This window comes from Thalassobacter sp. HA4-2 (assembly GCF_055693705.1).
Map to the genome: position 1 here is coordinate 2,510,505 of NZ_JBVFUK010000001.1, position 20,455 is coordinate 2,530,959.

The window sequence follows — 20,455 nt, forward strand, 5'->3', positions numbered from 1 at the left end:
AATAGCTGGAGTGCCCCCTGTGAAATACCTGCTGCCCTATGAAATGATGGAAAATGTACGTGTCACCAACGCTTGGATGGGGGCCAGTGCGCGCGCGATGGCGTCATATCCAGCCTTCGCCATGGTGCCGAATCCTGCGGTTCAACTGATGGCAGCATGGGGCGAGGTCACGGAACGGACCTTTGACCGCATGGTGGTCAAGCCGGACTGGAACATTCCCAGCGTCGTTGGCACCGACAGCCGTGATCACCTCGTTGAGATTGAGACCGTGGTCGAAAAACCCTTTGGCGACCTGATTCATTTCGCGGTTCAAGGACGCGCGCCTATGAAACGCCGCGTTTTGCTGGTTGCGCCGATGTCCGGTCACTACGCAACGCTGCTGCGGTCCACGGTCGTGTCCCTGTTGCCCGATTGCGAAGTCTACATCACCGATTGGCACAACGCGCGCGACATCCCTGTCAGCGCCGGAAAGTTCGATATCGAGGATTATACCCTCTATCTTATGGAATTCATGAAGGCGTTGGGCAGCGACCTACACGTCATTGCCGTGTGCCAACCTGCCCCCCTGACCCTCGCCGCCACCGCCTATTTGGCCGAGGAAGACCCGGACGCGCAGCCCCAGACCTTGACCCTGATCGGCGGGCCCATCGACCCTGATGCCGCCGCTACGGATGTGACAGATTTCGGTCGTCGCGTCACAATGGGGCAGCTGGAGGAAAGCATGATCCAACGCGTCGGCTTCAAGTATCAGGGCGTGGGCCGCAAGGTATATCCCGGCCTGTTGCAACTGTCGTCGTTCATTTCGATGAACGGGGAAAAACACTCCAAGGCGTTTTACGAACAGATCATCAAAGTGTCCAAGGGTCAGGGCGCGGATCACGACAAGCACAACAAATTCTATGATGAATACCTTGCGGTCATGGACATGACCGCCGAGTTCTACCTGTCGACCGTCGAGCGTATTTTCAAAGGCCTTGAGATCGCGCAAAACAAGTTTGTCGTGGCCGGCAAGCAAGTCGATATCGGCAAGATCACCACAGTCGCCGTGAAAACCGTCGAGGGCGGGCACGACGATATCTCTGCGCCCGGTCAATGCGTGGCTGCGCTGGACCTTTTGACAGGACTGCCCGACTCCAAGAAGGCCAACTATCTGGAACCCGAGGCCGGGCACTACGGGATCTTTGCGGGCAAATCCTGGCGCAACAATATCCGGCCCTTGGTGCTGGAATTCATTGATGCAAACTCAGCACCCGCGGAAAAGCCCAAGGCCACAAAGCCACAAGCGCCCGAGGCAGCCACAGCGGCTGAATAGGCATGGCTGGCAAAACGCTCCACTTTGCCTGCGCCTGCGGCGAACTTGCCGGACGACTGGTTGACGTAGACGCGCGCAGCGGCACCCATATCAAGTGCCACTGCAACGATTGCCTCGCCAATTTCCGCGCCCTTGGGCACAGCGATGTCGCCGCAGACGGCATTGATATCTTTCAGACAACGCCGGACCACGTGCGCATCGATAAGGGCGGTGAAAACCTGCACATCCTGCGCCTTGGCCCGAATGGGCTGTTGCGGTGGTACGCTGAGTGCTGCTCTACCCCTTTGTTCAACACGATGAAAACGGCTGGATTGCCGTTCGTCGGTGTGTTGAGCCAGAACATGGATGATCCAGCGGCGTTGGGCCCGATCCGGGCCGAAGGGTACGTGCCCCAAAAGGGCAGCGGCACCAAACACAAAAACGCGATGGGGATGATGGCCGGGATTATGGGGCGCGCCGCCAAGGCGCGTCTGACGGGCCGCCACAAGCAAACTCCGTTTTTCGACGAAAGCGGCACGCCGACCGCAGGCGAGCGTGTGCTGACCCGGGCCGAACGTGCAGCGGCCCTAACGCAGGGCTGAGGCAGAGGCTCGGGCCTCAAACTCTGCGGTCGCCTGATCAAACGGTATCCCGTGACGGCGCGACATGCCCAGCAGGCCAAAGTGCACGCGCGCCATGTCTTGGTAATAGCTTGTAAACACATAATTCGTGGCGGCCCCTGCCGCAGCGCCCAAAACAGGTACGGTCTGCGCCGCAAGCTTTTGCCCCAGCACGATTGAAACGCGGGGTGCCACGCGCGCGATCAAGCCATGGACCGTGGCACCCGTCAACGTCAGCCGCGCGGTCAAAAGACCGGTATCGGTGCCATCATCCTCGCTCAGGGGTCCTGCACTGGCAAAAACATGCAGACAGGCCGCTCTGCCCTCCGGTGTGTTGGGGTCAATCCCATGCTCGCGCGCGATATCCTGGATCCCCCGCAGCAGGATCGTCACAGTCACCGGCAATTCCGCCAACGCAGACGGCAGCCCTCCGGCACCACCGACAGCACCCGTGCCCATCGTAAGAGCACGCTTTAACCAATCGTTGCCCAAGGAGACCTTGCCGTGACTTGCCGATGCGGCGTCAAAGGCTGCGCGCAAGGCTGTTTCAGTGGCTTGACCCAGCCCGGCCTGAACACTTGCGGGAAGCTTGTCCAGCAATCCCTCGGCCTTACCCCCAACGAACGAGACAAGCTGCATGCCGACACCGCGCGCCTTGCGATAGCGCGCCACAAGGGCGTCCATTTCGTCATCCAGCAAGGGCGGCAGTGCGATCAAATCTGTCATAAATTCGATATGGGGGCGGCGAGGTCCGTTGGCAACGTGCGGGCTGATTGGACCTGCCCCGCGATCCCGTCCCATGCGCCCAGTCCCAAGACACGGTCAGGGTTCGTGGGGGGCGGCATTTGCACGTCCTGCAACCGTTCAAATCCCAGTTTCCCGTAGTAGGCCGCGTCGCCGACCAGCAAAATCCGCCCATGGCCAAGGGCAAAGGCGCGTTCCAAGCTCTCTTGGATCAACCACGCCCCCAACCCCTCGCCTTGAAATGTCGGGTGCACCGCAACCGGCCCTAGCAAAAGCGCCGAATGGTGTCCGACACAGACGGGCCAATAGCGGATCGCGCCGCCCAGAATGTTGTCCTGATCCCGCGCGACAAGACATAACGCAGCCACGGGGGCCACGCCTTCGCGCAGACGGTATGACGACAATGCCCCGCGTCCGGGCGCAAAGCACAGGTCGTATAGGGCCTCGACCTCCCACCCATCATCCGGCTGCTCTTGGCGCAAATGCACGATGTCGGCCCCCTTGCCTGCTGGTCAACGGGCTACCATGCGACTAGCGTCATGGCAAAGGGAGTGCTGCAATGTTCTATGAACCCAAAGACGGCCACGGGCTGCCCCACAATCCTTTCAACGCGATTGTGTCACCCCGCCCAATCGGTTGGATTTCAACGCGAGACACGGGGGGCCATGACAACCTTGCGCCGTATTCGTTCTTTAACGCCGTGGCTTACGTCCCCCCACAGGTGATGTTTGCGTCGACATCCGCCAAGCCGGATCGCGAGGGCACAAAAGACAGCGTGGCGAACATCCGAGAGACGGGCGTGTTTTGCGTGAACATCGTCGAATTCAGCGCGCAAGATAAGATGAACCGCACTTCAGCTGCGGAAGATGCGGGCGCAAATGAATTTCTGCTGGCCGGTGTGGCGCCTGCGGACTGCCAGATGATTGCCTGCGCCCGCGTTGCCAATGCACCAGCAGGGTTGGAATGTCGCTTGACCCAGATCGTCCAATTGCCGGGTGATGCCAATTTTGCCGTGTTTGGCGAGGTTGTCGGAGTGCATATGCGCGACGACTGCATCGTGGACGGGCGGTTTGACGCCACCACCTTTCGACCCTTGGCCCGCATGGGATACCGGGACTACGCAGTCATCGAAAACGTCTTCGAGCTGATCCGTCCCGACGATTAGGCAGCCCGAGCGACCTGACCGCCGGGGGTGCGGGTCACCTCGCCCATGACCTCCAACTCGGCCAGAACTGCGGCAAGCTGCGCCTGTGGTACACCGAGATCGGATGCCAAATCCTCCTCGGCACTAGGGGCGAGGGCGAGGCGTGACAGGATCATGGTATGATCCATTGACTGCGACGCTTGAGCAGGCTGTGTTGCAGGTCTTGGTTCGGGTGGACGGGCAAGCGTGTGGCGTTCCAAAACCTCGACGATATCAGCTGCATTTCGGACCATCCCGGCCCCGTCGCGCAGCAACGTATTGCTGCCGGAGTTGCGCGTTTCCAAAGGATGCCCCGGCACCGCCATCACATCGCGCCCCTGATCCAGCGCGTTGCTGGCAGTGATCATGGACCCGGATCGCATTGCAGCCTCGACCACGACCAAAACGCGCGACAGGCCAGAAATGATCCGGTTGCGCCTTGGAAAGTCCTTGGCTTGGGGATGTAGCCCCATGGGCCGTTCGGAAATCACGAGGCCCTTTTCGACGACCTCGTCCATCAGGCCCGCGTTTTCGGCCGGATAGACAACATCAACACCCCCAAGCACCGCGAGCGTTCCGGTATCAAGACTGCCCAAATGCACGCCGCTATCGACCCCACGGGCCAGCCCAGACACACAGACATAGCCCGCTTGGCCCAAGTCATTGGCAAGTTGTCGGGCCATGCGCGTGCCCAGCGATGACGCATTGCGTGTACCCACCACTGATACCATAGCGCGAGATAGTAGGCTGCGATCCCCGCGCGCCCAAAAGGCTGGTGGGGCGTCATGGATTTCTGCCAAAGCCGACGGATACTCTGGGTCACCCAAACAGATCAGGCGCGCCCCGACACGCTGCGCCGCTTTGATCTCTGACCGGACCAAGGCTTCTGCACAGATTTGATACCCCTTTACGCCTGCAGCGCCGGCCAGATCGGGCAAGGCCTCAAGGGCTGCCCGCGCTGTCCCGTGTTCGGCCAGCAATCGGCGGTAGGTCACGGGCCCAACCCGCCGCGAACGGATAAGGCGCAAACGGTCGAACTTGTCGTCCACATCGCGCACGGGTTGCGCGACGAAGCCGGGGGCTGCATCTGCGAAGCCGTCGGACGTGCCGATGGTGAATTCGGGAATCTCGTACTGCATGGCCCTACGATGCCCGACTGCGGGTTAATGCATCGTTAAGCGGCAGAGCCCCCAACGGTCAGACCACCGATCATCAGCGTCGGCTGGCCCACCCCCACAGGCACCCATTGGCCCGCCTTGCCGCAGTTTCCCATGCCAGGGTCCAGCGCCATGTCGTTGCCGATCCCACGAATATGCTGCATCGCGGTCGCGCCGTCGCCGATCAGGGTCGCGCCTTTGACCGGCGCGCCGACGATACCGTCCTTCACGCGGTACGCTTCGGTACAACTGAACACGAACTTGCCGTTGGTGATATCCACCTGTCCGCCGCCAAAGCCAACAGCGTAGATCCCATCCTTCAGGTCCGCCACGATATCGCCCGGAGCCGTCGTGCCGCCCAACATATAAGTGTTGGTCATCCGCGGCATGGGGGCGTGGGCATAGCTTTCGCGCCGCCCGTTGCCCGTTGCCTCAACGCCCATCAGACGGGCGTTCTGGCGGTCTTGCATGTAGCCCACGAGGATACCGTCCTCGATCAGGACGTTCTTGCCCGAAGGCGTGCCCTCGTCATCGATGCTGATAGACCCGCGCCGATCCGGGATGGTGCCATCGTCCAGAACGGTGACGCCGGGGGCGGCAACCCGTTGTCCCATCAACCCTGCAAAGGCAGAGGTGCCCTTGCGGTTGAAGTCACCCTCCAACCCGTGGCCCACAGCCTCGTGCAGCAGGATCCCGGGCCAGCCAGACCCCAGGACAACATCCATCACACCCGCGGGTGCAGCCACGGCATCAAGGTTCACGATCGCAACGCGCAACGCTTCGCGCGCGACGTCGGCCCAATGATCACGCGAAATCAAACCGGTCAGGCCAATGCGTCCCCCGCCCCCGGCGCTGCCTTGTTCACGGCGGCCGCTTTGTTCCACGATCACACTGACGTTGATCCGCACCATGGGCCGCACATCGCGCAGGTGGGTGCCTTCGGGGCGCAGGATCTCGACCTCTTGGATCGAGGCCGCAACGCTGGCCGATACCTGTACGACACGCGGGTCCAGATCTCGGGCAAAGGCGTCAATTTCGCGCAGAGTGTCGACCTTTACGGAAAACGCGGCCCCCTCCATCGGGTTTTCGTCGCTGTAAAGACGGCGGTTGGTGGCTTGCGGTGTCGCGGCCAGCGTACCGCCCCCGTCCCCCACTGCCAGTCGCGCGGTTTCAGCGGCGCGGATCAACGCGGCCTCCGACACCTCGGAAGCATGGGCGTAGCCAATCGCCTCGCCCCGCACGGCGCGCAGACCGAACCCCTCGGACGCATCGTAGCTGGCGGTTTTCAGCCTGCCATCATCGAACGCCAGAACCTCGGACCGGCGGCGTTCGAGAAATAGCTCTCCGTCATCTGCGCCATCAAGGGTTTTGCGCAACAGGCTCAGGCTTTGACCCAGATCAAGTTGGCCTTCGAAGGGACGAAATGTCTCACTTTTTGCCGGTGCCATGTTTAACCCTTTGTTTTCGTTTCTATGATGCAAGCTGGGCAGTGTACACCACTGGGCACAAAGGCTTGCGATACCCCCCATGATATGATTTGTCCCACCGCAGGACGCAATGGGGAGATTCCGTGCATTTGACCTGCGCGCGAACCCACGACAACAGGACGAAAAGAATGACCGCTTTTGCCAAGACTTTGGCCGGCCTTTGGGCTGGCATCGGCGCGACACTGACGGCGACTGCCGTGTCTGCGCAAGAACTGCCGATCATCGGCCAACCCACGCAAGGCGGCATCGGCTTTCAGCCTGCTGCCACGGAACTGGCGTCTGACCTGCAATGGCTGGATGGCTTTTTGTTGGTGATCATCACGGCGATTACGCTGTTTGTGACGGCGCTGCTGGTGTGGATCATCGTACGCTACAACAAAAAGGCAAACCCGGAGCCTGCTACGTTCACTCACAACTCTCCACTTGAGGTCGCATGGACCCTGATCCCAGTGGCGATCCTTGTGGTCATCGGTGGCTTCTCGCTGCCCGTGTTGTTCAAACAGCAAACCATCCCCGAGGGTGACGTCTACATCAAAGTGACCGGCTACCAGTGGTACTGGGGCTACGAGTATGTGGACAGCGACGTGTCGTTTGAATCCTTCATGCTGGCGAAGGACGAGCTGGCTGAATACGGCTATGCCGAGGATCAATACCTGCTGGCCACTGATACCGCCGTTGTTGTGCCGACAGGCAAGACCGTGGTGATGCAAGTGACAGCTGCGGACGTGATCCACTCTTGGACGATCCCATCGTTTGGCGTGAAGCAAGACGGCATCCCGGGCCGCCTCGCCCAGTTGTGGTTTGAGGTCGAAGAAGGCATGGAAGGCATCTACTTTGGCCAATGCTCCGAACTATGCGGCAAGGACCACGCATATATGCCGATCACCGTGATGGCTGTGGACCAAGCGACCTACGACGCATGGCTGGCCCGCGCACAGGACGGTGATGTTTCCGCCCCCGCACGCGCAGCGCTACAATTGGCGGCTGCCGAATAATCACACACTCTGCGGGGCGCCCTATGGCGGGCGCTCCGAACGTTTGACCGACCGGAGACGTCATGAGCGACGCGAGTTTCAATTCCACGACCCTCGGCACCAACGAGGCGCAGTTTGGCGATTACTTCGCCCTGCTGAAACCGCGTGTGATGACGCTGGTGGTGTTCACTGCGTTTGTCGGCATGTTGGTGGCACCGGGCGGCATCCATCCCTTCGAAGGTTTCGTCGCGATCCTCTTCATCGCCATCGGCGGCGGGGCGTCCGGTGCCCTCAACATGTGGTATGATGCCGACATCGATCGCGTGATGAAGCGGACGGCCAAACGTCCGATCCCCGCTGGCAAAGTCACTGCGGACGAGGCATTGGCAATTGGCATTTTTCTGTCGGCGCTGTCCGTTGTGATGCTGGGCCTTGCCACCAACTGGCTGGCCGCTGGCCTTCTGGCCTTCACCATCTTTTTCTACGTGGCAGTCTATACCATGTGGCTGAAACGCTCGACCCCGCAGAACATCGTCATTGGTGGTGCGGCGGGTGCGTTTCCCCCATGATCGGCTGGGCCGCTGTAACGGGCGACATTTCGGTTGCTGCCGTGCTTCTGTTCATGCTGACCTTCATGTGGACGCCGCCCCACTTTTGGGCGCTGGCGCTGTTTATGAAATCCGACTACCACAAGGCGCAGGTGCCCATGCTGACCGTGACCCACGGCCGCAAGGAAACCCGCCGCCACATCTTGATCTACACCATCTTGTTGGCCCCTGTAGGGGTCGGCGCGGCGTTGACCGCTATTGGCGGGCCGACATCGTTGGCCGTTGCTGTCGTGCTGAACGGGATCTTCCTGAAAGGGGCATATGATATCTGGCGCCGGGACGAGACACAGGCCGAGGGCGACGCCTACCTGACCGAACGCAAGTTCTTCAAATTCTCGCTGCTGTATCTTTTTGCCCACTTTGGCGTGTTCATTGTCGAAGCCGTTCTGCGTAGCTTTAGCTTGGGGGCTGGTAACATGGCGTTTCATAAAGACCACGAACTGCACGAGCGGCGCATGGGCCGCAACCTTGGACTGCTTGCCGTCTTGGGCACGTTCGTGGCGATCATCTTTGGCCTCACGGTCGTAAAGGTAACCGAGGGCGAATTTGGCGAGGCCTTTGACCACGTCGCCCGCCCCCAGATGATCCCACTAGAGGAGACGACACAATGATCCGCTCTTGGTTTCACTCTTTGTCCCCGAACAAGCAGGTGGTGGCTGCGACCACCTCTGTTGCGCTGTCATTCGGGGCGCTCGGTTGGGCGGCCGTGCCTCTGTACGATCTGTTTTGCCGCGTGACCGGGTACGGTGGGACGACATCCGTATCGGACACCGCAAGCCTTGAGGTGCTGGACCAGACCATCAAAGTGCGCTTTGACGCTTCCAAAGCCCGGGACATGCCGTGGGAATTCACACCCCTGCAGCGCGAGATGGAAATTCGCATCGGCGAAACCGGGCTCGCGTTTTACGAGGCGACGAACCCCACGGACGCCCCTGTCGCAGGGACTGCAAGCTACAACGTAGCCCCCTATGCCGCCGGTCCGCATTTCGCAAAGATCGAATGCTTCTGTTTCGAAGAGCAGATCCTGCAGCCCGGCGAAAGCATGGTGATGCCAGTGACGTTTTACGTTGACCCCGATCTGGTCGACGACCCTGAGGCACGCGGCATTCCACAAATCACCCTGTCCTACACGTTCCACGTGATCGACTTGCCCGAAGACTATGCGAGCCTCGAACAGACCGATGCCGCAGTAACGACCAACTAAGAGGGACCGACCAATGGCCCAGGCTAAAAACCACGACTACCATATCCTTCCACCCTCCATCTGGCCGTTCTTCGGTTCCATATCCGGCTTTGTCATGCTGATCGGCGCAGTGGTTTGGATGTCGCCCAACATCGACAACAACCACCCTTGGCTGTTCGCCATCGGTTTTGCCGGTGTGCTGTTCACCATGTTCGCGTGGTGGTCGGATGTGGTGCGCGAATCCAACGTGGGCGATCACACCCCGGTGGTCCGCATTGGCCTGCGTTATGGCTTCATCTTCTTCATCATGTCCGAAGTGATGTTCTTTGCCGCCTGGTTCTGGAGCTTTTTCAAACACGCGCTTTACCCAATGGATGAATACGTTGGCTCCACATACGTGCAGCCCGAATTCTACCAGATGGACGTTTGGCACCTGCCCTTGATCAACACGCTGATCCTGCTGCTGTCGGGCTGCTTTGTCACCTGGGCACACCACGCGCTGGTCCACGGCGAGTCGCGCAAGGACGTGGAATGGGGCTTGCTGATTGCCGTCATACTCGGCGTGCTGTTCACCTGCTTGCAGATCTATGAATATCAGTACCTGCTGTTCACCCAAGACTGGACATTCAGCGGCGACAAGTTCTTTGCCAACTTCTTCATGGCCACAGGCTTTCACGGTGTGCACGTTGTGATCGGGACGATCTTCCTGTTCATCTGCTACCTGCGCGTGCGGGCCGGGCACTTCACCCCAGAGAAACACATCGGGTTCGAGGCAGCGGCTTGGTACTGGCACTTCGTCGATGTGGTGTGGCTGTTCCTGTTTGCAGCTGTCTACATCTGGGGCATGTAACGCCCGCGATCATGCACTATCTGATTGCAGCGCGAGGGGTCTCGCGCTGCTTTCGTTTTGAGGGTCACCATGACAAGATTGATCTTTCCCGCACTCCTTGGCCTACTGGGCACGGCCGTCCTGTTGTGGCTGGGGTTCTGGCAGGTAGAGCGGTTGGCCTGGAAGCAAGCCATTCTGGCCGATATCGACGCCCGAATTTACCAGAAGCCCGCTGACCTGCCGGCCAATCCGTCGATCACAGATCACGCCTATCTGTCCGTCATGGCCACAGGCACCCTGACCGGGCCAGAACTTCATGTTCTCGCTTCGGCCAAGGGCATCGGCGCGCGCTACAGGGTCATCCGCGCGATGGAGGTGGGCGACCGCCGTGTGTTGGTGGACCAAGGGTTCCTGCCGCTGGATCTAAAGGACACCGCGCGCCCGCCGCTGGCCACGACCCTGACCGGTAATCTGCACTGGCCGGACGAGGTCAACAGTTCCACCCCTGAAACGGACACCACCCGCGATATCTGGTTCGCCCGTGATGTGCCCGCGATGGCGGCGTCCCTGAACACCGAGCCAACCCTGATCGTCGCGCGGCAGATGGCGCCAAACGACCCCACGATCACTCCCTTCCCCGTGGACAGCAGTTCCATCCCCAATGACCACCTGCAATATGCCGTCACGTGGTTCCTGCTGGCTGCGACATGGTTTGGGATGACAGCCTACTGGATGTGGCGTATCAGGCGGCAACCCATGTCCAAGGACAGCTAAGATGCGCTATATCTCGACCCGTGGCCAAGCCCCCGCGCTGGCATTCGAAGACACCATGCTGACCGGCCTTGCCCGGGACGGCGGCCTTTATGTGCCCGAAACGATCCCGACCCTGTCCCACGGCGATATCGCCGCCATGGCGGGCCTGTCTTACGAGGAGATCGCCTTTCGCGTCATGCGCCCCTTTGTGGGCGATGCCTTTGACGATGACACCTTTGCGGAGTTGATTGCCAAGGCCTATGCGGGCTTCGGCCACGACGCCCGCGCGCCCTTGAAACAATTGGACGGCAACCACTTCCTGCTGGAGCTGTTCCACGGTCCCACGCTGGCCTTCAAAGACTTCGCCATGCAGCTGATCGGCCAGATGTTCCAACACACGCTGGCCAAGCGCGGCGACCGGGTCACTATCGTAGGGGCGACGTCCGGCGACACCGGGTCCGCCGCGATCGAGGCGTTCCGGGGCCTGTCCAACGTGGATGTGTTCATCCTGTATCCCCACGGTCGTGTGTCAGAGGTACAGCGCCGCCAGATGACGACCCCGACCGAGGCGAACGTGCGCGCCCTTGCCCTGACCGGGCACTTCGACGATTGCCAAGCGCGCCTCAAAGACATGTTCAACGATTTCGAGTTCCGTGACGGCGTCAAACTGGCTGGGGTGAACTCGATCAACTGGGCACGGGTGCTGGCACAGGTTGTCTATTACTTCTCCTCCGCCGTCAGCCTTGGCGCGCCTTACCGCGAGATCAGCTTTACCGTCCCCACGGGCAACTTCGGTGACATCTTTGCAGGCTACATCGCGCGCCGCATGGGCCTGCCCATCGACAAACTGGTGGTGGCCACAAACCAGAACGATATCCTGCACCGCTGCCTGACCACGGGCGGCTATGTCACGGATCAGGTGATCCCCTCCATCAGCCCATCCATGGATATCCAGGTCAGCTCCAACTTCGAGCGTGCGCTGTTCGATGCCTACGACCGCGACGGCAGCGCGGTGGCACAATTGATGGGCGAGTTGAAAGAGGGCGGCTTTCACGTGTCCCAGGGCGCGCTGGAAACCTTGCGCGAAATCTACGCCTCTGGCCGCGTGTCCGAAGAGGAGACGACCGCTCAGATCAAAGCCACCTTGGCTCATGGCGCAGAGCTTCTTTGCCCCCACTCTGCCATCGGGGTGAAAGTGGCCAACGACCACCAAGGGGCCACGCCCATGGTCACGCTGGCCACGGCCCACCCTGCCAAATTCCCGGCGGCGGTCGAGGCCGCAACGGGCATCCACCCTGCCCTGCCCCCGCGCATGGCCGACCTGTTTGACCGGCCCGAACGGGTCACCCGGGTCGAGAACGATCTTACACAACTGACGGATCTGATCCGGGCCGAGGTGATGGCATGACCACGCAAATCCACCGCTTGTCCAACGGCTTGCGCGTTGTGACGGAACATATGCCCGGGCTGCAATCAGCCTCCGTGGGGCTGTGGATCAGCGCGGGTGGGCGACACGAAAGCCTGCAGCAAAACGGCATCGCGCACTTTCTTGAACATATGGCGTTCAAGGGCACCGCGCGCCGCACCGCCCTGCAAATCGCCGAAGAAATCGAAGACGTCGGCGGCTATATCAACGCCTACACCAGCCGCGAAGTCACCGCCTATTACGCCCGCGTCTTGCAAGGGGACGTGCCACTGGCCGTGGACCTGCTTGCCGATATCGTCCTCAACCCCAGCTTTGACCCACGCGAGATCGAGGTCGAACGGGGTGTGATCTTGCAAGAGATCGGGCAGTCGCTGGACACCCCTGACGACATTATCTTCGATTGGCTACAAGAGGCCGCCTATCCGGAACAACCCATGGGCCGCACCATCCTTGGTCCCGCCGAACGGGTGCAGTCCTTTGGCCGCAGCGATTTGTCGGACTTCGTCGCCGCGCACTATGGCCCCGAACAGATTATCCTCGCAGCGGCGGGCGGCGTGGATCACGACACCCTTGTGCGTCAAGCGGAGGACCTGTTTGGCCACCTGACCCCGGGCACCGCACAACCCACCCAAGCGGGCGTGTTCATGGGCGGCGAGACTCAGACGATCAAAACGCTGGAACAGGCCCATGTGGCATTGGCGTTTGAACAACCGGCCTACAAAGACCCTGCGATCTACACCGCGCAAGTGTTCAGCGGCATCTTGGGCGGCGGCATGTCCTCGCGCCTGTTTCAGGAAATCCGCGAAAAGCGCGGCCTGTGTTATTCGATCTTTGCGCAAGTCGGGGCCTACAACGACACCGGCATGCTGACGATATACGCAGGCACCGGCGAGGAAAGCGTGGCCGACTTGGCGACCCTGACCGTGGACGAATTGCGCCGGGTCACAGAGGATCTGACCGTGGCCGAGGTGGACCGTGCCCGTGCCCAGATGAAGGCCGGCATGTTGATGGGCCTCGAAAGCCCTTCGTCGCGCGCCGAACGTCTGGCGCGTCTGGTGGCGATCTGGGACCGTATCCCCCCTTGAGGAAACCGTCGCAATGATCGACGCAGTGGACGTGGCCGCCGTGCGTGCCCATGCCCAAGCCCTGTGCGAGGCGCGGACCATGGCCGTCGCCAGCTATGGCCCTGTGGCACACCTGCCCGACCGCGCGGCGCTGGAGGCACGGCTATCGGCCTGATGTTCAACCGTACCCCCAAGATCCGCATCCAGACCGAACGCCTTGTTCTGCGTCTGCCCACACATGCGGATTTTCGGTCTTGGACTGCCCTGCGCGACCATTCACGCGCCTTCCTCCAACCGTGGGAGCCGTCTTGGGCCACGGACCATCTGACCCGGCGCGCCTTTACCAACCGCGTCTATTGGGGTCAGCGCAGCTGTGCCAACGGGTCCGCCCTCGCCCTGTTTCTGGAACGCCGCGAGGACGAAGCGCTGGTGGGGGCGCTGACCCTCGACAACATTCGGCGCGGCCCCGCGCAATCGGGCACCCTGGGCTATTGGATCGGCGCGCCCTATGCCCGCCATGGCTATATGTCCGAGGCGATCCGCGCTGTCACCCACCACGCCTTTCACGCCATGGACCTCAGCCGGTTGGAGGCCGCCTGCCTGCCGGAAAACGCCGCCTCGCGCGCTGTGTTGGAACGCTGCGGGTTCAAATACGAAGGTGTGGCGCAAAGCTATCTTCAGATTGACGGGCGGTGGCGCACCCATGTCCTGTACGCCAACCTGCGCCACGATCGCCGGGGCCGCACGGACACGGGCTAGGACCTGCGCCGTTGATGTGGCGATGTGCGTCAACTGCGCTATCATCAGGTCAGGAGGTTCCATCATGCGCATTCTTCTGGCTCTGATCCTTGCCCTTGTCCCCGCCTTGGCCACCGCCCAAGACACACGACGGCCCAGCCACTGCATCGCCATCGCGGACGCCGCACCCGGGTTGCAGTATGTCCATAAGGCCAGCTTCGGCGCGCCGTTGCCCGACGAATTCACGGTCCGGCTCAGCTTTATCGACCACGCCATGTGGATGATCGAGACCCCGGGCGGCTTGCGCGCGGTCACCGACTACGTGGGCTACACCGGCACAGCGGGTGTGGTGCCCGATGTCGTCACGATGAACAACGCCCATTCCAGCCACTTTACCGACTTCCCCCAAGACGGGATTGACCACGTCCTGCGCGGTTGGGCGGTCGGCGGCGTTGCAGCGGATCACCATCTGGATCTGGGCGAGATGCTGGTGCGCAACGTGCCCACAGACGTCCGCAGCCGATTCGAGAGCACGTCGCGCTCCGCTGGCAATTCCATCTTTATCTTCGAGGTTGGGGGCCTTTGCATCGGCCACCTTGGGCACCTGCACCACATCCCCAGTGATCGACAATTCGCGGCCATCGGGCGGCTGGACGTGGTCATGGCTCCGGTGGATGGCGGGCTGACCCTGCCGATTGACGACATGATCGCGGTTCTGACACGCCTGCGATCGTCGCTGGTGCTGCCCATGCACTGGTGGGGACGCGGATCTTTGGATCGGTTCATGGAAGGCATGGCAGAGGGCGGCTTTGCCGTGACGGAGCGGGACCAGAACTGGGTCGAAGTCTCTTTGCGCAGTTTGCCCAGCCAACCCACGGTCATGGTCCTGCCACCGCAATTCCTGATGGCCCCACAGTGACAGCGCACGACAGCCGTGGCACATGGGGTTCATGATGCTTGACCAGAGTTTTGAAACCCGCCTGCAAACGGTGCTGCCACCCGCAGCCTTCCGCGACCTGACCGATGCCTACACCGCTGAACGCCGGGGGCGGTATACGGGCCAAGGTGGTATCGTTGTCGCACCGCACACAGTGCAGGACGTGGCCGCAGTCGTCCGACTTGCCGCCGAATATCGTGTGCCCGTCATCCCCTTTGGCGGCGGCACGGGGCTGGTCGGGGGACAAGTGTCCCCAGACACCCCCGCCGTGATCCTATCCCTTGAGCGTATGACCGCGATCCGCAGCGTTGATCCGCAAGGCAATGCACTGGTGGCCGAGGCTGGTGCGATCCTGTCAGACGTCCAAGACGCCGCTGCCGATGTAAACCGGCTGTTCCCCCTGTCGCTGGCCGCCCAAGGGTCGGCCCGGATCGGCGGCAACCTTGCCACCAACGCAGGCGGTGTGAACGTGTTGCGCTACGGCAATGCGCGGGACCTGTGTCTGGGGCTGGAGGCGGTGCTGCCCGACGGATCCATCCACCACGGCCTGTCGCCCCTGCGCAAGAACAACACGGGCTACGACCTGCGTCACCTGTTGATCGGCGCCGAGGGCACCCTAGGCGTGATCACCGCCGCCACCCTGAAACTGGTGCCCCGCCCCGCGTCCGAGGCGGCGGCCTTCATGGTCGTCCCCTCGCCCGAGGCGGCCTTGTCGCTGCTGTCCCTCGCCCGCGATGTATTGGGTGAAGGTGTCTCGGCGTTTGAGCTGATCCACCGGGTCAGCTTTGACTTTCTGGCCGAAACCTGTCCGGACACGCGCCTGCCCTTCACCACAGCGCCCAAATGGTGCGTCTTGATCGACGTGGGCTTGTCCGGTGCCGCCAACGCCACAGATGCGCTTGAGGCGCTGTTCGCAGCGGCCTCGGAGGCTGATCTTGTGACCGATGGGCTGATCAGCCAGTCCGAAGGCCAGCGCGCCGCATTCTGGGCCGTGCGCGAAACAATACCCGAGGCGAACCGCAGGATCGGGGCGGTGTCGTCCCATGACATCAGCGTCCCCATTGCCGCCATCCCGCAGTTCATCGCCACAGCCCCCGGGCGTCTGGCGCGACTGGGGGACTGGCGGATCAATTGTTTTGGCCATGTGGGCGACGGCAACCTGCACTACAACGTGTTCCCCATGCCCGGGCGCACCCGTGCGGACTATGAGAACCAGCGCGACGCCATCAAGACCTGTGTGCATGATCTGGTGCACGAGCTTGGCGGTTCCGTCAGTGCCGAACACGGGATTGGCCGGTTGAAGGTCGGGGACCTTGAACGCTACGGCGATCCGGCGAAACTGGCGGTCATGCGCGCGATCAAAGCCGCGCTGGACCCCCTTGGGATTATGAACCCCGGCGCAGTCCTGCGCCGCCTATAATCGTGCGCAGTCCTGCGCCGCCTATAATCGTGCGCAGTCCTGCGGGGGCCCTAGGCGCCCTCGAACTCGCACACGGTGTGGACATAAAGCCCCATGTCCCGCAGGCGCTTTGCCCCGCCCAACTCCGGCAGGTCGACGACGAAGGAACAGCCGATCACCTCGGCCCCCAGCCGTTCCACCAGCTTCACGCCAGCCGCCGCCGTGCCCCCCGTGGCCAGCAGGTCGTCGATCAACAGCACCTTATCGCCCGGGCGCAGAGCGTCTGTGTGCACCTCGACCGTTTCGGAGCCATATTCCAACTCATAGTCTTCGGAAAAGGTCTCGCCGGGCAGTTTGCCCTTTTTGCGGATCGGGACGAAGCCTGTGCCCAACTGGTGCGCCACGGCCCCGCCAAGGATGAAGCCGCGCGCCTCCAGGCCCACCACCGCGTTGATGCGCTGCCCTGCGAAAGGGTGCAACAGTTGATCAATCGCCAACCGCAGGCCGCGCGGGTCCGCGAACAGGGTGGTTACGTCGCGGAACAGGATCCCCTCTTTGGGGAAATCGGGGATGGTGCGGATGTAATTCGCGACGGTCTTGGTGGAGGGCATGGGTGCAGTCCTTTATAAAGGGGGATAATGTCGGCGAATGACCATGGCGTCCTGGCCGGTCAGGCGGGTGCCGGAATTACTGTCTTCCGAAAACACCGACCGCCGATAGGCGGGCGAGCGGATGTCGGTCATCAGGCCAAGCGCCTGCACCAATTCTTCCAGCACCACCGAGGCAATGGCCCGACGATTGGCGCGGTAGCTGATGGCGATCACGGCCTGCTGGATCACGCCCCCGCGCGACCGCACGGCCACACGCCCCAGCGGCAGGCTTTGCCCATCCAGCAGATCAACGCCAGTGAATTGCATCGTGCCGCCCGGCTCGGTGGCCACCACGTGCAGCTCTATGTCGTGGGGGGGATCGGTCTGGATCAGGCGGATGCCCGCATTCAGGCCGTTCACCTCTTGCACCGTGGCGGCAAGCGCGGCTTGGTAGAGGCGGCGCTGGTAGGGTTGCAGGGCTTGTGTCGCGCTGGTCAGGCCCACGCGCAGACCCTGGCGCTTGTCCTCGGGCCAGAACAGGTAGTCCCGGCGGCAATCGCGATTGGGGGGGCCGCGCAGGCGATCAGATTGTAGAACGCATCATCATCCAGCGGGCCGTCCGCCACGATGAAATCCTGCGCAGCCGCAGTCCCGCACCACAGCGCGGCCAGAACACACACGGCCCGTGTCACAGAACGCGGCCCCCCACGGCGTCCAACCTTGCCAGCAGGGCGGGGTCGCGCCTGTCGGGGGCGGTCATGATGGCGTGTTCCAGCGCCCGGTCACAGCCGTGTGGGCAAAGGGCCCGGTCAGGTCCCAAAAGGGCAGGCAAACGCGCCACCAGATCCCGGGCGTGTGCCGCATTGCCCTGCAAGGTCTTGATGATATCGGTCACGGCCACTTCGCCGTGATCCGGGTGCCAACTGTCGTAGTCAGTAATCATCGCCACCGACGCATAGCACAGCTCCGCCTCGCGGGCCAATTTCGCCTCGGGCATGTTGGTCATGCCGATCACATCAGCGCCCCAGCCTTCCCGGTACATCTTCGACTCGGCCAGGGTCGAGAACTGCGGCCCCTCCATCGCCAGATAGGTACCGCCGTCGTGCATGGTCACGCCCGTGGCCTGGCCTGCGGTCAGACAGGCCGCCCCAAGGCGGGGACAGGTGGGGTGAGCCACGGACACATGGGCCACGCAGCCCGCGCCAAAGAACGACTTTTCCCGGGCAAAGGTGCGGTCGATGAACTGATCCACAATGACGAAATCCCCCGGGGCCATCTCCTCGCGGAAGGACCCACAGGCGCTGACGCTGATCACATCCGTGACGCCCAGCCGTTTCAGGGCGTCAATGTTGGCGCGGTAGGGCACCGTGGTCGGAGAGTGCACATGGCCCCGCCCGTGGCGCGGCAGGAAGGCCATGGGAACACCATCGAGTGTACCCGTCAGAATGGCATCGGACGGGGTGCCCCAAGGGGTGTCCATGGTGGTCCAATTGGCATCGACCAGCCCGTCGATGTCGTAAAGGCCAGAGCCGCCGATCACGCCGATCATGGTTTGGGTCATGTGCGCCTCCGTTCACGTTACGCGCAGCATAGCCATCACGGCCCGGTTTGGAAGCCGCATAGGACGCCATGCCGCGCCTATCAGGTAGAAAGCCCGTGACAATCAAGCCCCCCGGCGCTATGCGAAGGGCAACCACATACCCCACCCCCGCATTTTGGATATTCCCATGCCCCGCACCCTTTTGGCGGCCTTTGCCAACCGTTTCGATGTTTCCCGCATGGCGGGCCCTGCGCCCCTGACGCCTGCACAGATCCGCACCGACCTGCTATCAGGGCTGACCGTTGCCCTTGCCCTTGTGCCAGAGGCCGTGGCCTTTGCCTTCGTCGCCGGTGTGAACCCGCTGGTGGGTCTGTATGCGGCGTTCATGGTCGGGCTGATCACGGCGATTTTTGGCGGACGACCCGGCATGATCTCGGGCGCCACGGGCGCGCTGGCGGTTGTGATGGTGGCCCTAGTGGCGGATCATGGGGTCGAATACCTATTCGCAACGGTGGTGCTGATGGGCATCTTGCAGGTGCTGGCAGGTGTCCTGCGGTGGGGCAAATATATTCGCATGGTCCCACACCCGGTTATGCTGGGGTTCGTGAACGGTCTGGCCATCGTGATTTTCCTCGCTCAACTGACCCAGTTCAAGACCGCCGATGGCGCGTGGATGGAGGGCGGCCAGCTGGCCATGATGCTGGTTCTGGTCGTGGCCACCATGGCGATCATCTGGGGGATGCCCAAGATCACATCCGTGATCCCGGCCCCCTTGCGGGCATTGGGATCATCGCGGCTGTGGTGATCGGGTTCGGCATTGACGTGCCACGGGTGGGCGATCTGGCCAGCATTGCGGGGGGTCTGCCGACCTTCCACATCCCGATGGTGCCGCTGAACATGGAAACCTTGCTGATCATCCTGCCTTACGCGGTGATCCTTGCGGCCATTGGCCTGATCGAAAGCCTTCTGACCCTGAACCTTGTGGGTGAGATGACCGGCCAACGCGGCGGGGCCAGCCAAGAGTGTCTTGCCCAGGGGGCGGCCAACATCGCCACCGGGTTCTTTGGGGGCATGGGCGGTTGCGCAATGATCGGGCAATCCATGATCAACGTGAAATCCGGGGGGCGCACCCGGATCTCGGGCATCTTTGCGGCCCTGTGCCTGCTGGCCTTCATCGTCATCGCCTCCCCGGCGATCGAACAGATCCCGCTGGCCGCACTGGTCGGCGTGATGTTCATGGTGGTGATCGGGACCTTCGCTTGGAACTCCCTCAAGATCCTGCGTAAGGTGCCACTTACGGACGCTTTCGTGATCTTTCTGGTGACCGGTGTCACGGTGGCCTTTGACCTGGCCATCGCCGTGGTGGTCGGCGTGATCGTATCCGCGCTGGCCTATGCATGGGAAAACGCGCGCCGCATCCATGCCGAGACATCGGACACCGCCGAGGGCGCACGTATCTACAAGATTGAAGGGCCTTTGTTCTTTGGCTCCGCCACCGGGTTCGTCGAATTATTTGACGTCAAGAATGACCCCGATGCCGTTGTGATCGACTTTGCGGGCAGCCGTGTGGCTGACCAATCCGCGCTGGAAGCCATCGAGAATGTTGCCGCCAAATATGAGGCGGCGGGCAAGCGTATCCAGTTGCGTCACCTGACCCGGGACTGCCATGCCCTGTTGACCAAGGCAGGCCACCTGATGGTCGACAGTGACGATGACCCCGATTACGCCATCGCTGCTGACTACGAGGTGCGCACGGGGATCCTGGGCGGCGGTCACTAAGCGGGGGCTGCGCCACGCGATGCTTTGGAGTTCAGGGGGCTGTCTGCCCCCTCGGGCCTGCGGCCCTCACCCCCGAGGGGTATTTGCAACCCAATGAAGGGGGAGGGTGCCACGTTGGGACTGTCGCGCGGCGGCCTGTTGACTTCACCCCGC

The 20,455-nt window shown here is 62.1% G+C and carries 18 protein-coding genes and 3 pseudogenes; 14 read left to right on the forward strand and 7 right to left on the reverse strand.

Going from position 1 to position 20,455, the window contains the following annotated elements:
• Positions 1 to 43 precede the first annotated feature (43 nt).
• Positions 44 to 1,312, forward strand: a complete 1,269-nt coding sequence (gene phaZ / locus ACZ1G0_RS12645) for a polyhydroxyalkanoate depolymerase (protein WP_472737811.1) — start codon at positions 44 to 46, stop codon at positions 1,310 to 1,312.
• Positions 1,313 to 1,314: 2 nt separating this feature from the next.
• Entirely contained in the window at positions 1,315 to 1,893 is a 579-nt protein-coding gene (locus tag ACZ1G0_RS12650; protein ID WP_472737266.1) for a DUF6151 family protein, read from the forward strand.
• Here the strand turns inward: ACZ1G0_RS12650 and ACZ1G0_RS12655 are convergent.
• Together ACZ1G0_RS12655 and ACZ1G0_RS12660 are read right to left on the reverse strand one after the other, a co-directional pair.
• Positions 1,879 to 2,637 (reverse strand): EcsC family protein, encoded by a 759-nt coding sequence (locus ACZ1G0_RS12655; RefSeq protein ID WP_472737267.1) that lies wholly within the window; start codon positions 2,635 to 2,637, stop codon positions 1,879 to 1,881. The genes ACZ1G0_RS12650 and ACZ1G0_RS12655 overlap by 15 nt on opposite strands.
• On the reverse strand, positions 2,634 to 3,146 hold the full coding sequence (locus tag ACZ1G0_RS12660; protein ID WP_472737813.1) for a GNAT family N-acetyltransferase: 513 nt from the start codon (positions 3,144 to 3,146) through the stop codon (positions 2,634 to 2,636). The genes ACZ1G0_RS12655 and ACZ1G0_RS12660 overlap by 4 nt, the downstream gene beginning before the upstream one ends.
• Positions 3,147 to 3,214: 68 nt before the next feature.
• On the opposite strand from ACZ1G0_RS12660, the gene ACZ1G0_RS12665 reads away from it, so the two are divergent.
• Entirely contained in the window at positions 3,215 to 3,820 is a 606-nt protein-coding gene (locus tag ACZ1G0_RS12665) for a flavin reductase family protein (RefSeq protein WP_472737268.1), read from the forward strand.
• Here ACZ1G0_RS12665 and dprA read toward each other — a convergent pair.
• Positions 3,817 to 4,977, reverse strand: coding sequence for a DNA-processing protein DprA (dprA, locus tag ACZ1G0_RS12670; RefSeq protein WP_472737269.1), 1,161 nt, complete (start codon positions 4,975 to 4,977; stop codon positions 3,817 to 3,819). The two genes, ACZ1G0_RS12665 and dprA, sit on opposite strands and share 4 nt — an antisense overlap.
• Positions 4,978 to 5,012: 35 nt before the next feature.
• Positions 5,013 to 6,443, reverse strand: a complete 1,431-nt coding sequence (gene tldD, locus ACZ1G0_RS12675) for a metalloprotease TldD (protein WP_472737270.1) — start codon at positions 6,441 to 6,443, stop codon at positions 5,013 to 5,015.
• Positions 6,444 to 6,610: 167 nt separating this feature from the next.
• On the opposite strand from tldD, the gene coxB reads away from it, so the two are divergent.
• The 10 genes and pseudogenes from coxB (at position 6,611) to ACZ1G0_RS12725 (ending at position 16,414) form a co-directional block, all read left to right on the forward strand.
• The gene (gene coxB, locus ACZ1G0_RS12680; RefSeq protein ID WP_472737271.1) at positions 6,611 to 7,477 is read left to right on the forward strand and encodes a cytochrome c oxidase subunit II; all 867 of its coding nucleotides are present in this window, start codon (positions 6,611 to 6,613) and stop codon (positions 7,475 to 7,477) included.
• A 182-nt stretch (positions 7,478 to 7,659) separates the two neighbouring features.
• Positions 7,660 to 8,675: pseudogene (gene cyoE / locus ACZ1G0_RS12685) on the forward strand (heme o synthase).
• Positions 8,672 to 9,268, forward strand: a complete 597-nt coding sequence (locus ACZ1G0_RS12690; protein ID WP_472737272.1) for a cytochrome c oxidase assembly protein — start codon at positions 8,672 to 8,674, stop codon at positions 9,266 to 9,268. Before cyoE ends, ACZ1G0_RS12690 begins: the two are co-directional and overlap by 4 nt.
• Positions 9,269 to 9,281: 13 nt before the next feature.
• On the forward strand, positions 9,282 to 10,097 hold the full coding sequence (locus ACZ1G0_RS12695; protein WP_472737273.1) for a cytochrome c oxidase subunit 3: 816 nt from the start codon (positions 9,282 to 9,284) through the stop codon (positions 10,095 to 10,097).
• A 69-nt stretch (positions 10,098 to 10,166) separates the two neighbouring features.
• Positions 10,167 to 10,850: an SURF1 family protein gene (locus ACZ1G0_RS12700; RefSeq protein ID WP_472737274.1), complete on the forward strand. Its 684-nt coding sequence runs from the start codon at positions 10,167 to 10,169 to the stop codon at positions 10,848 to 10,850.
• A 1-nt stretch (position 10,851) separates the two neighbouring features.
• Entirely contained in the window at positions 10,852 to 12,237 is a 1,386-nt protein-coding gene (gene thrC, locus ACZ1G0_RS12705) for a threonine synthase (protein ID WP_472737275.1), read from the forward strand.
• Positions 12,234 to 13,494, forward strand: a pseudogene (locus ACZ1G0_RS12710) (M16 family metallopeptidase). The gene thrC and the pseudogene ACZ1G0_RS12710 overlap by 4 nt, the downstream one beginning before the upstream one ends.
• Positions 13,494 to 14,078 carry a GNAT family N-acetyltransferase gene (locus tag ACZ1G0_RS12715; RefSeq protein WP_472737276.1) on the forward strand — a complete coding sequence of 195 codons (585 nt, stop codon included), beginning with the start codon at positions 13,494 to 13,496 and terminating at the stop codon, positions 14,076 to 14,078. The pseudogene ACZ1G0_RS12710 and the gene ACZ1G0_RS12715 overlap by 1 nt, the downstream one beginning before the upstream one ends.
• Before the next feature lie 64 nt (positions 14,079 to 14,142).
• Entirely contained in the window at positions 14,143 to 14,976 is an 834-nt protein-coding gene (locus tag ACZ1G0_RS12720; protein ID WP_472737277.1) for an MBL fold metallo-hydrolase, read from the forward strand.
• 34 nt (positions 14,977 to 15,010) lie between these two features.
• Entirely contained in the window at positions 15,011 to 16,414 is a 1,404-nt protein-coding gene (locus ACZ1G0_RS12725) for an FAD-binding oxidoreductase (protein ID WP_472737278.1), read from the forward strand.
• A 50-nt stretch (positions 16,415 to 16,464) separates the two neighbouring features.
• Here the strand turns inward: ACZ1G0_RS12725 and ACZ1G0_RS12730 are convergent, their stop codons facing one another.
• The 3 genes from ACZ1G0_RS12730 to ACZ1G0_RS12740 all read right to left on the reverse strand — a co-directional run bounded on the left by ACZ1G0_RS12730 (position 16,465) and on the right by ACZ1G0_RS12740 (position 18,544).
• On the reverse strand, positions 16,465 to 17,004 hold the full coding sequence (locus tag ACZ1G0_RS12730) for an adenine phosphoribosyltransferase (RefSeq protein WP_472737279.1): 540 nt from the start codon (positions 17,002 to 17,004) through the stop codon (positions 16,465 to 16,467).
• Between the two features lie 12 nt (positions 17,005 to 17,016).
• Complete coding sequence (locus ACZ1G0_RS12735; RefSeq protein WP_472737280.1) at positions 17,017 to 17,487, reverse strand: DUF2927 domain-containing protein; 471 nt, start codon at positions 17,485 to 17,487, stop codon at positions 17,017 to 17,019.
• 184 nt (positions 17,488 to 17,671) lie between these two features.
• Positions 17,672 to 18,544, reverse strand: coding sequence for an S-methyl-5'-thioadenosine phosphorylase (locus tag ACZ1G0_RS12740; protein ID WP_472737281.1), 873 nt, complete (start codon positions 18,542 to 18,544; stop codon positions 17,672 to 17,674).
• Between the two features lie 166 nt (positions 18,545 to 18,710).
• Here ACZ1G0_RS12740 and ACZ1G0_RS12745 point away from each other — a divergent pair.
• Positions 18,711 to 20,302: pseudogene (locus ACZ1G0_RS12745) on the forward strand (SulP family inorganic anion transporter).
• Positions 20,303 to 20,455 lie beyond the last annotated feature (153 nt).

Excerpts from the sequence above, each read along its gene's own strand:
- coxB (WP_472737271.1), top strand. The coding sequence starts at position 6,611 with ATGACCGCTTTTGCCAAGACTTTGGCCGGCCTTTGGGCTGGCATCGGC.
- dprA (WP_472737269.1), bottom strand. The coding sequence starts at position 4,977 with ATGCAGTACGAGATTCCCGAATTCACCATCGGCACGTCCGACGGCTTC.
- ACZ1G0_RS12650 (WP_472737266.1), top strand. The coding sequence starts at position 1,315 with ATGGCTGGCAAAACGCTCCACTTTGCCTGCGCCTGCGGCGAACTTGCC.
- ACZ1G0_RS12740 (WP_472737281.1), bottom strand. The coding sequence starts at position 18,544 with ATGACCCAAACCATGATCGGCGTGATCGGCGGCTCTGGCCTTTACGAC.
- ACZ1G0_RS12695 (WP_472737273.1), top strand. The coding sequence starts at position 9,282 with ATGGCCCAGGCTAAAAACCACGACTACCATATCCTTCCACCCTCCATC.
- ACZ1G0_RS12690 (WP_472737272.1), top strand. The coding sequence starts at position 8,672 with ATGATCCGCTCTTGGTTTCACTCTTTGTCCCCGAACAAGCAGGTGGTG.
- ACZ1G0_RS12725 (WP_472737278.1), top strand. The coding sequence starts at position 15,011 with ATGCTTGACCAGAGTTTTGAAACCCGCCTGCAAACGGTGCTGCCACCC.
- ACZ1G0_RS12730 (WP_472737279.1), bottom strand. The coding sequence starts at position 17,004 with ATGCCCTCCACCAAGACCGTCGCGAATTACATCCGCACCATCCCCGAT.
- thrC (WP_472737275.1), top strand. The coding sequence starts at position 10,852 with ATGCGCTATATCTCGACCCGTGGCCAAGCCCCCGCGCTGGCATTCGAA.
- ACZ1G0_RS12700 (WP_472737274.1), top strand. The coding sequence starts at position 10,167 with ATGACAAGATTGATCTTTCCCGCACTCCTTGGCCTACTGGGCACGGCC.
- phaZ (WP_472737811.1), top strand. The coding sequence starts at position 44 with ATGATGGAAAATGTACGTGTCACCAACGCTTGGATGGGGGCCAGTGCG.
- ACZ1G0_RS12720 (WP_472737277.1), top strand. The coding sequence starts at position 14,143 with ATGCGCATTCTTCTGGCTCTGATCCTTGCCCTTGTCCCCGCCTTGGCC.
- ACZ1G0_RS12655 (WP_472737267.1), bottom strand. The coding sequence starts at position 2,637 with ATGACAGATTTGATCGCACTGCCGCCCTTGCTGGATGACGAAATGGAC.
- ACZ1G0_RS12715 (WP_472737276.1), top strand. The coding sequence starts at position 13,494 with ATGTTCAACCGTACCCCCAAGATCCGCATCCAGACCGAACGCCTTGTT.
- ACZ1G0_RS12665 (WP_472737268.1), top strand. The coding sequence starts at position 3,215 with ATGTTCTATGAACCCAAAGACGGCCACGGGCTGCCCCACAATCCTTTC.
- tldD (WP_472737270.1), bottom strand. The coding sequence starts at position 6,443 with ATGGCACCGGCAAAAAGTGAGACATTTCGTCCCTTCGAAGGCCAACTT.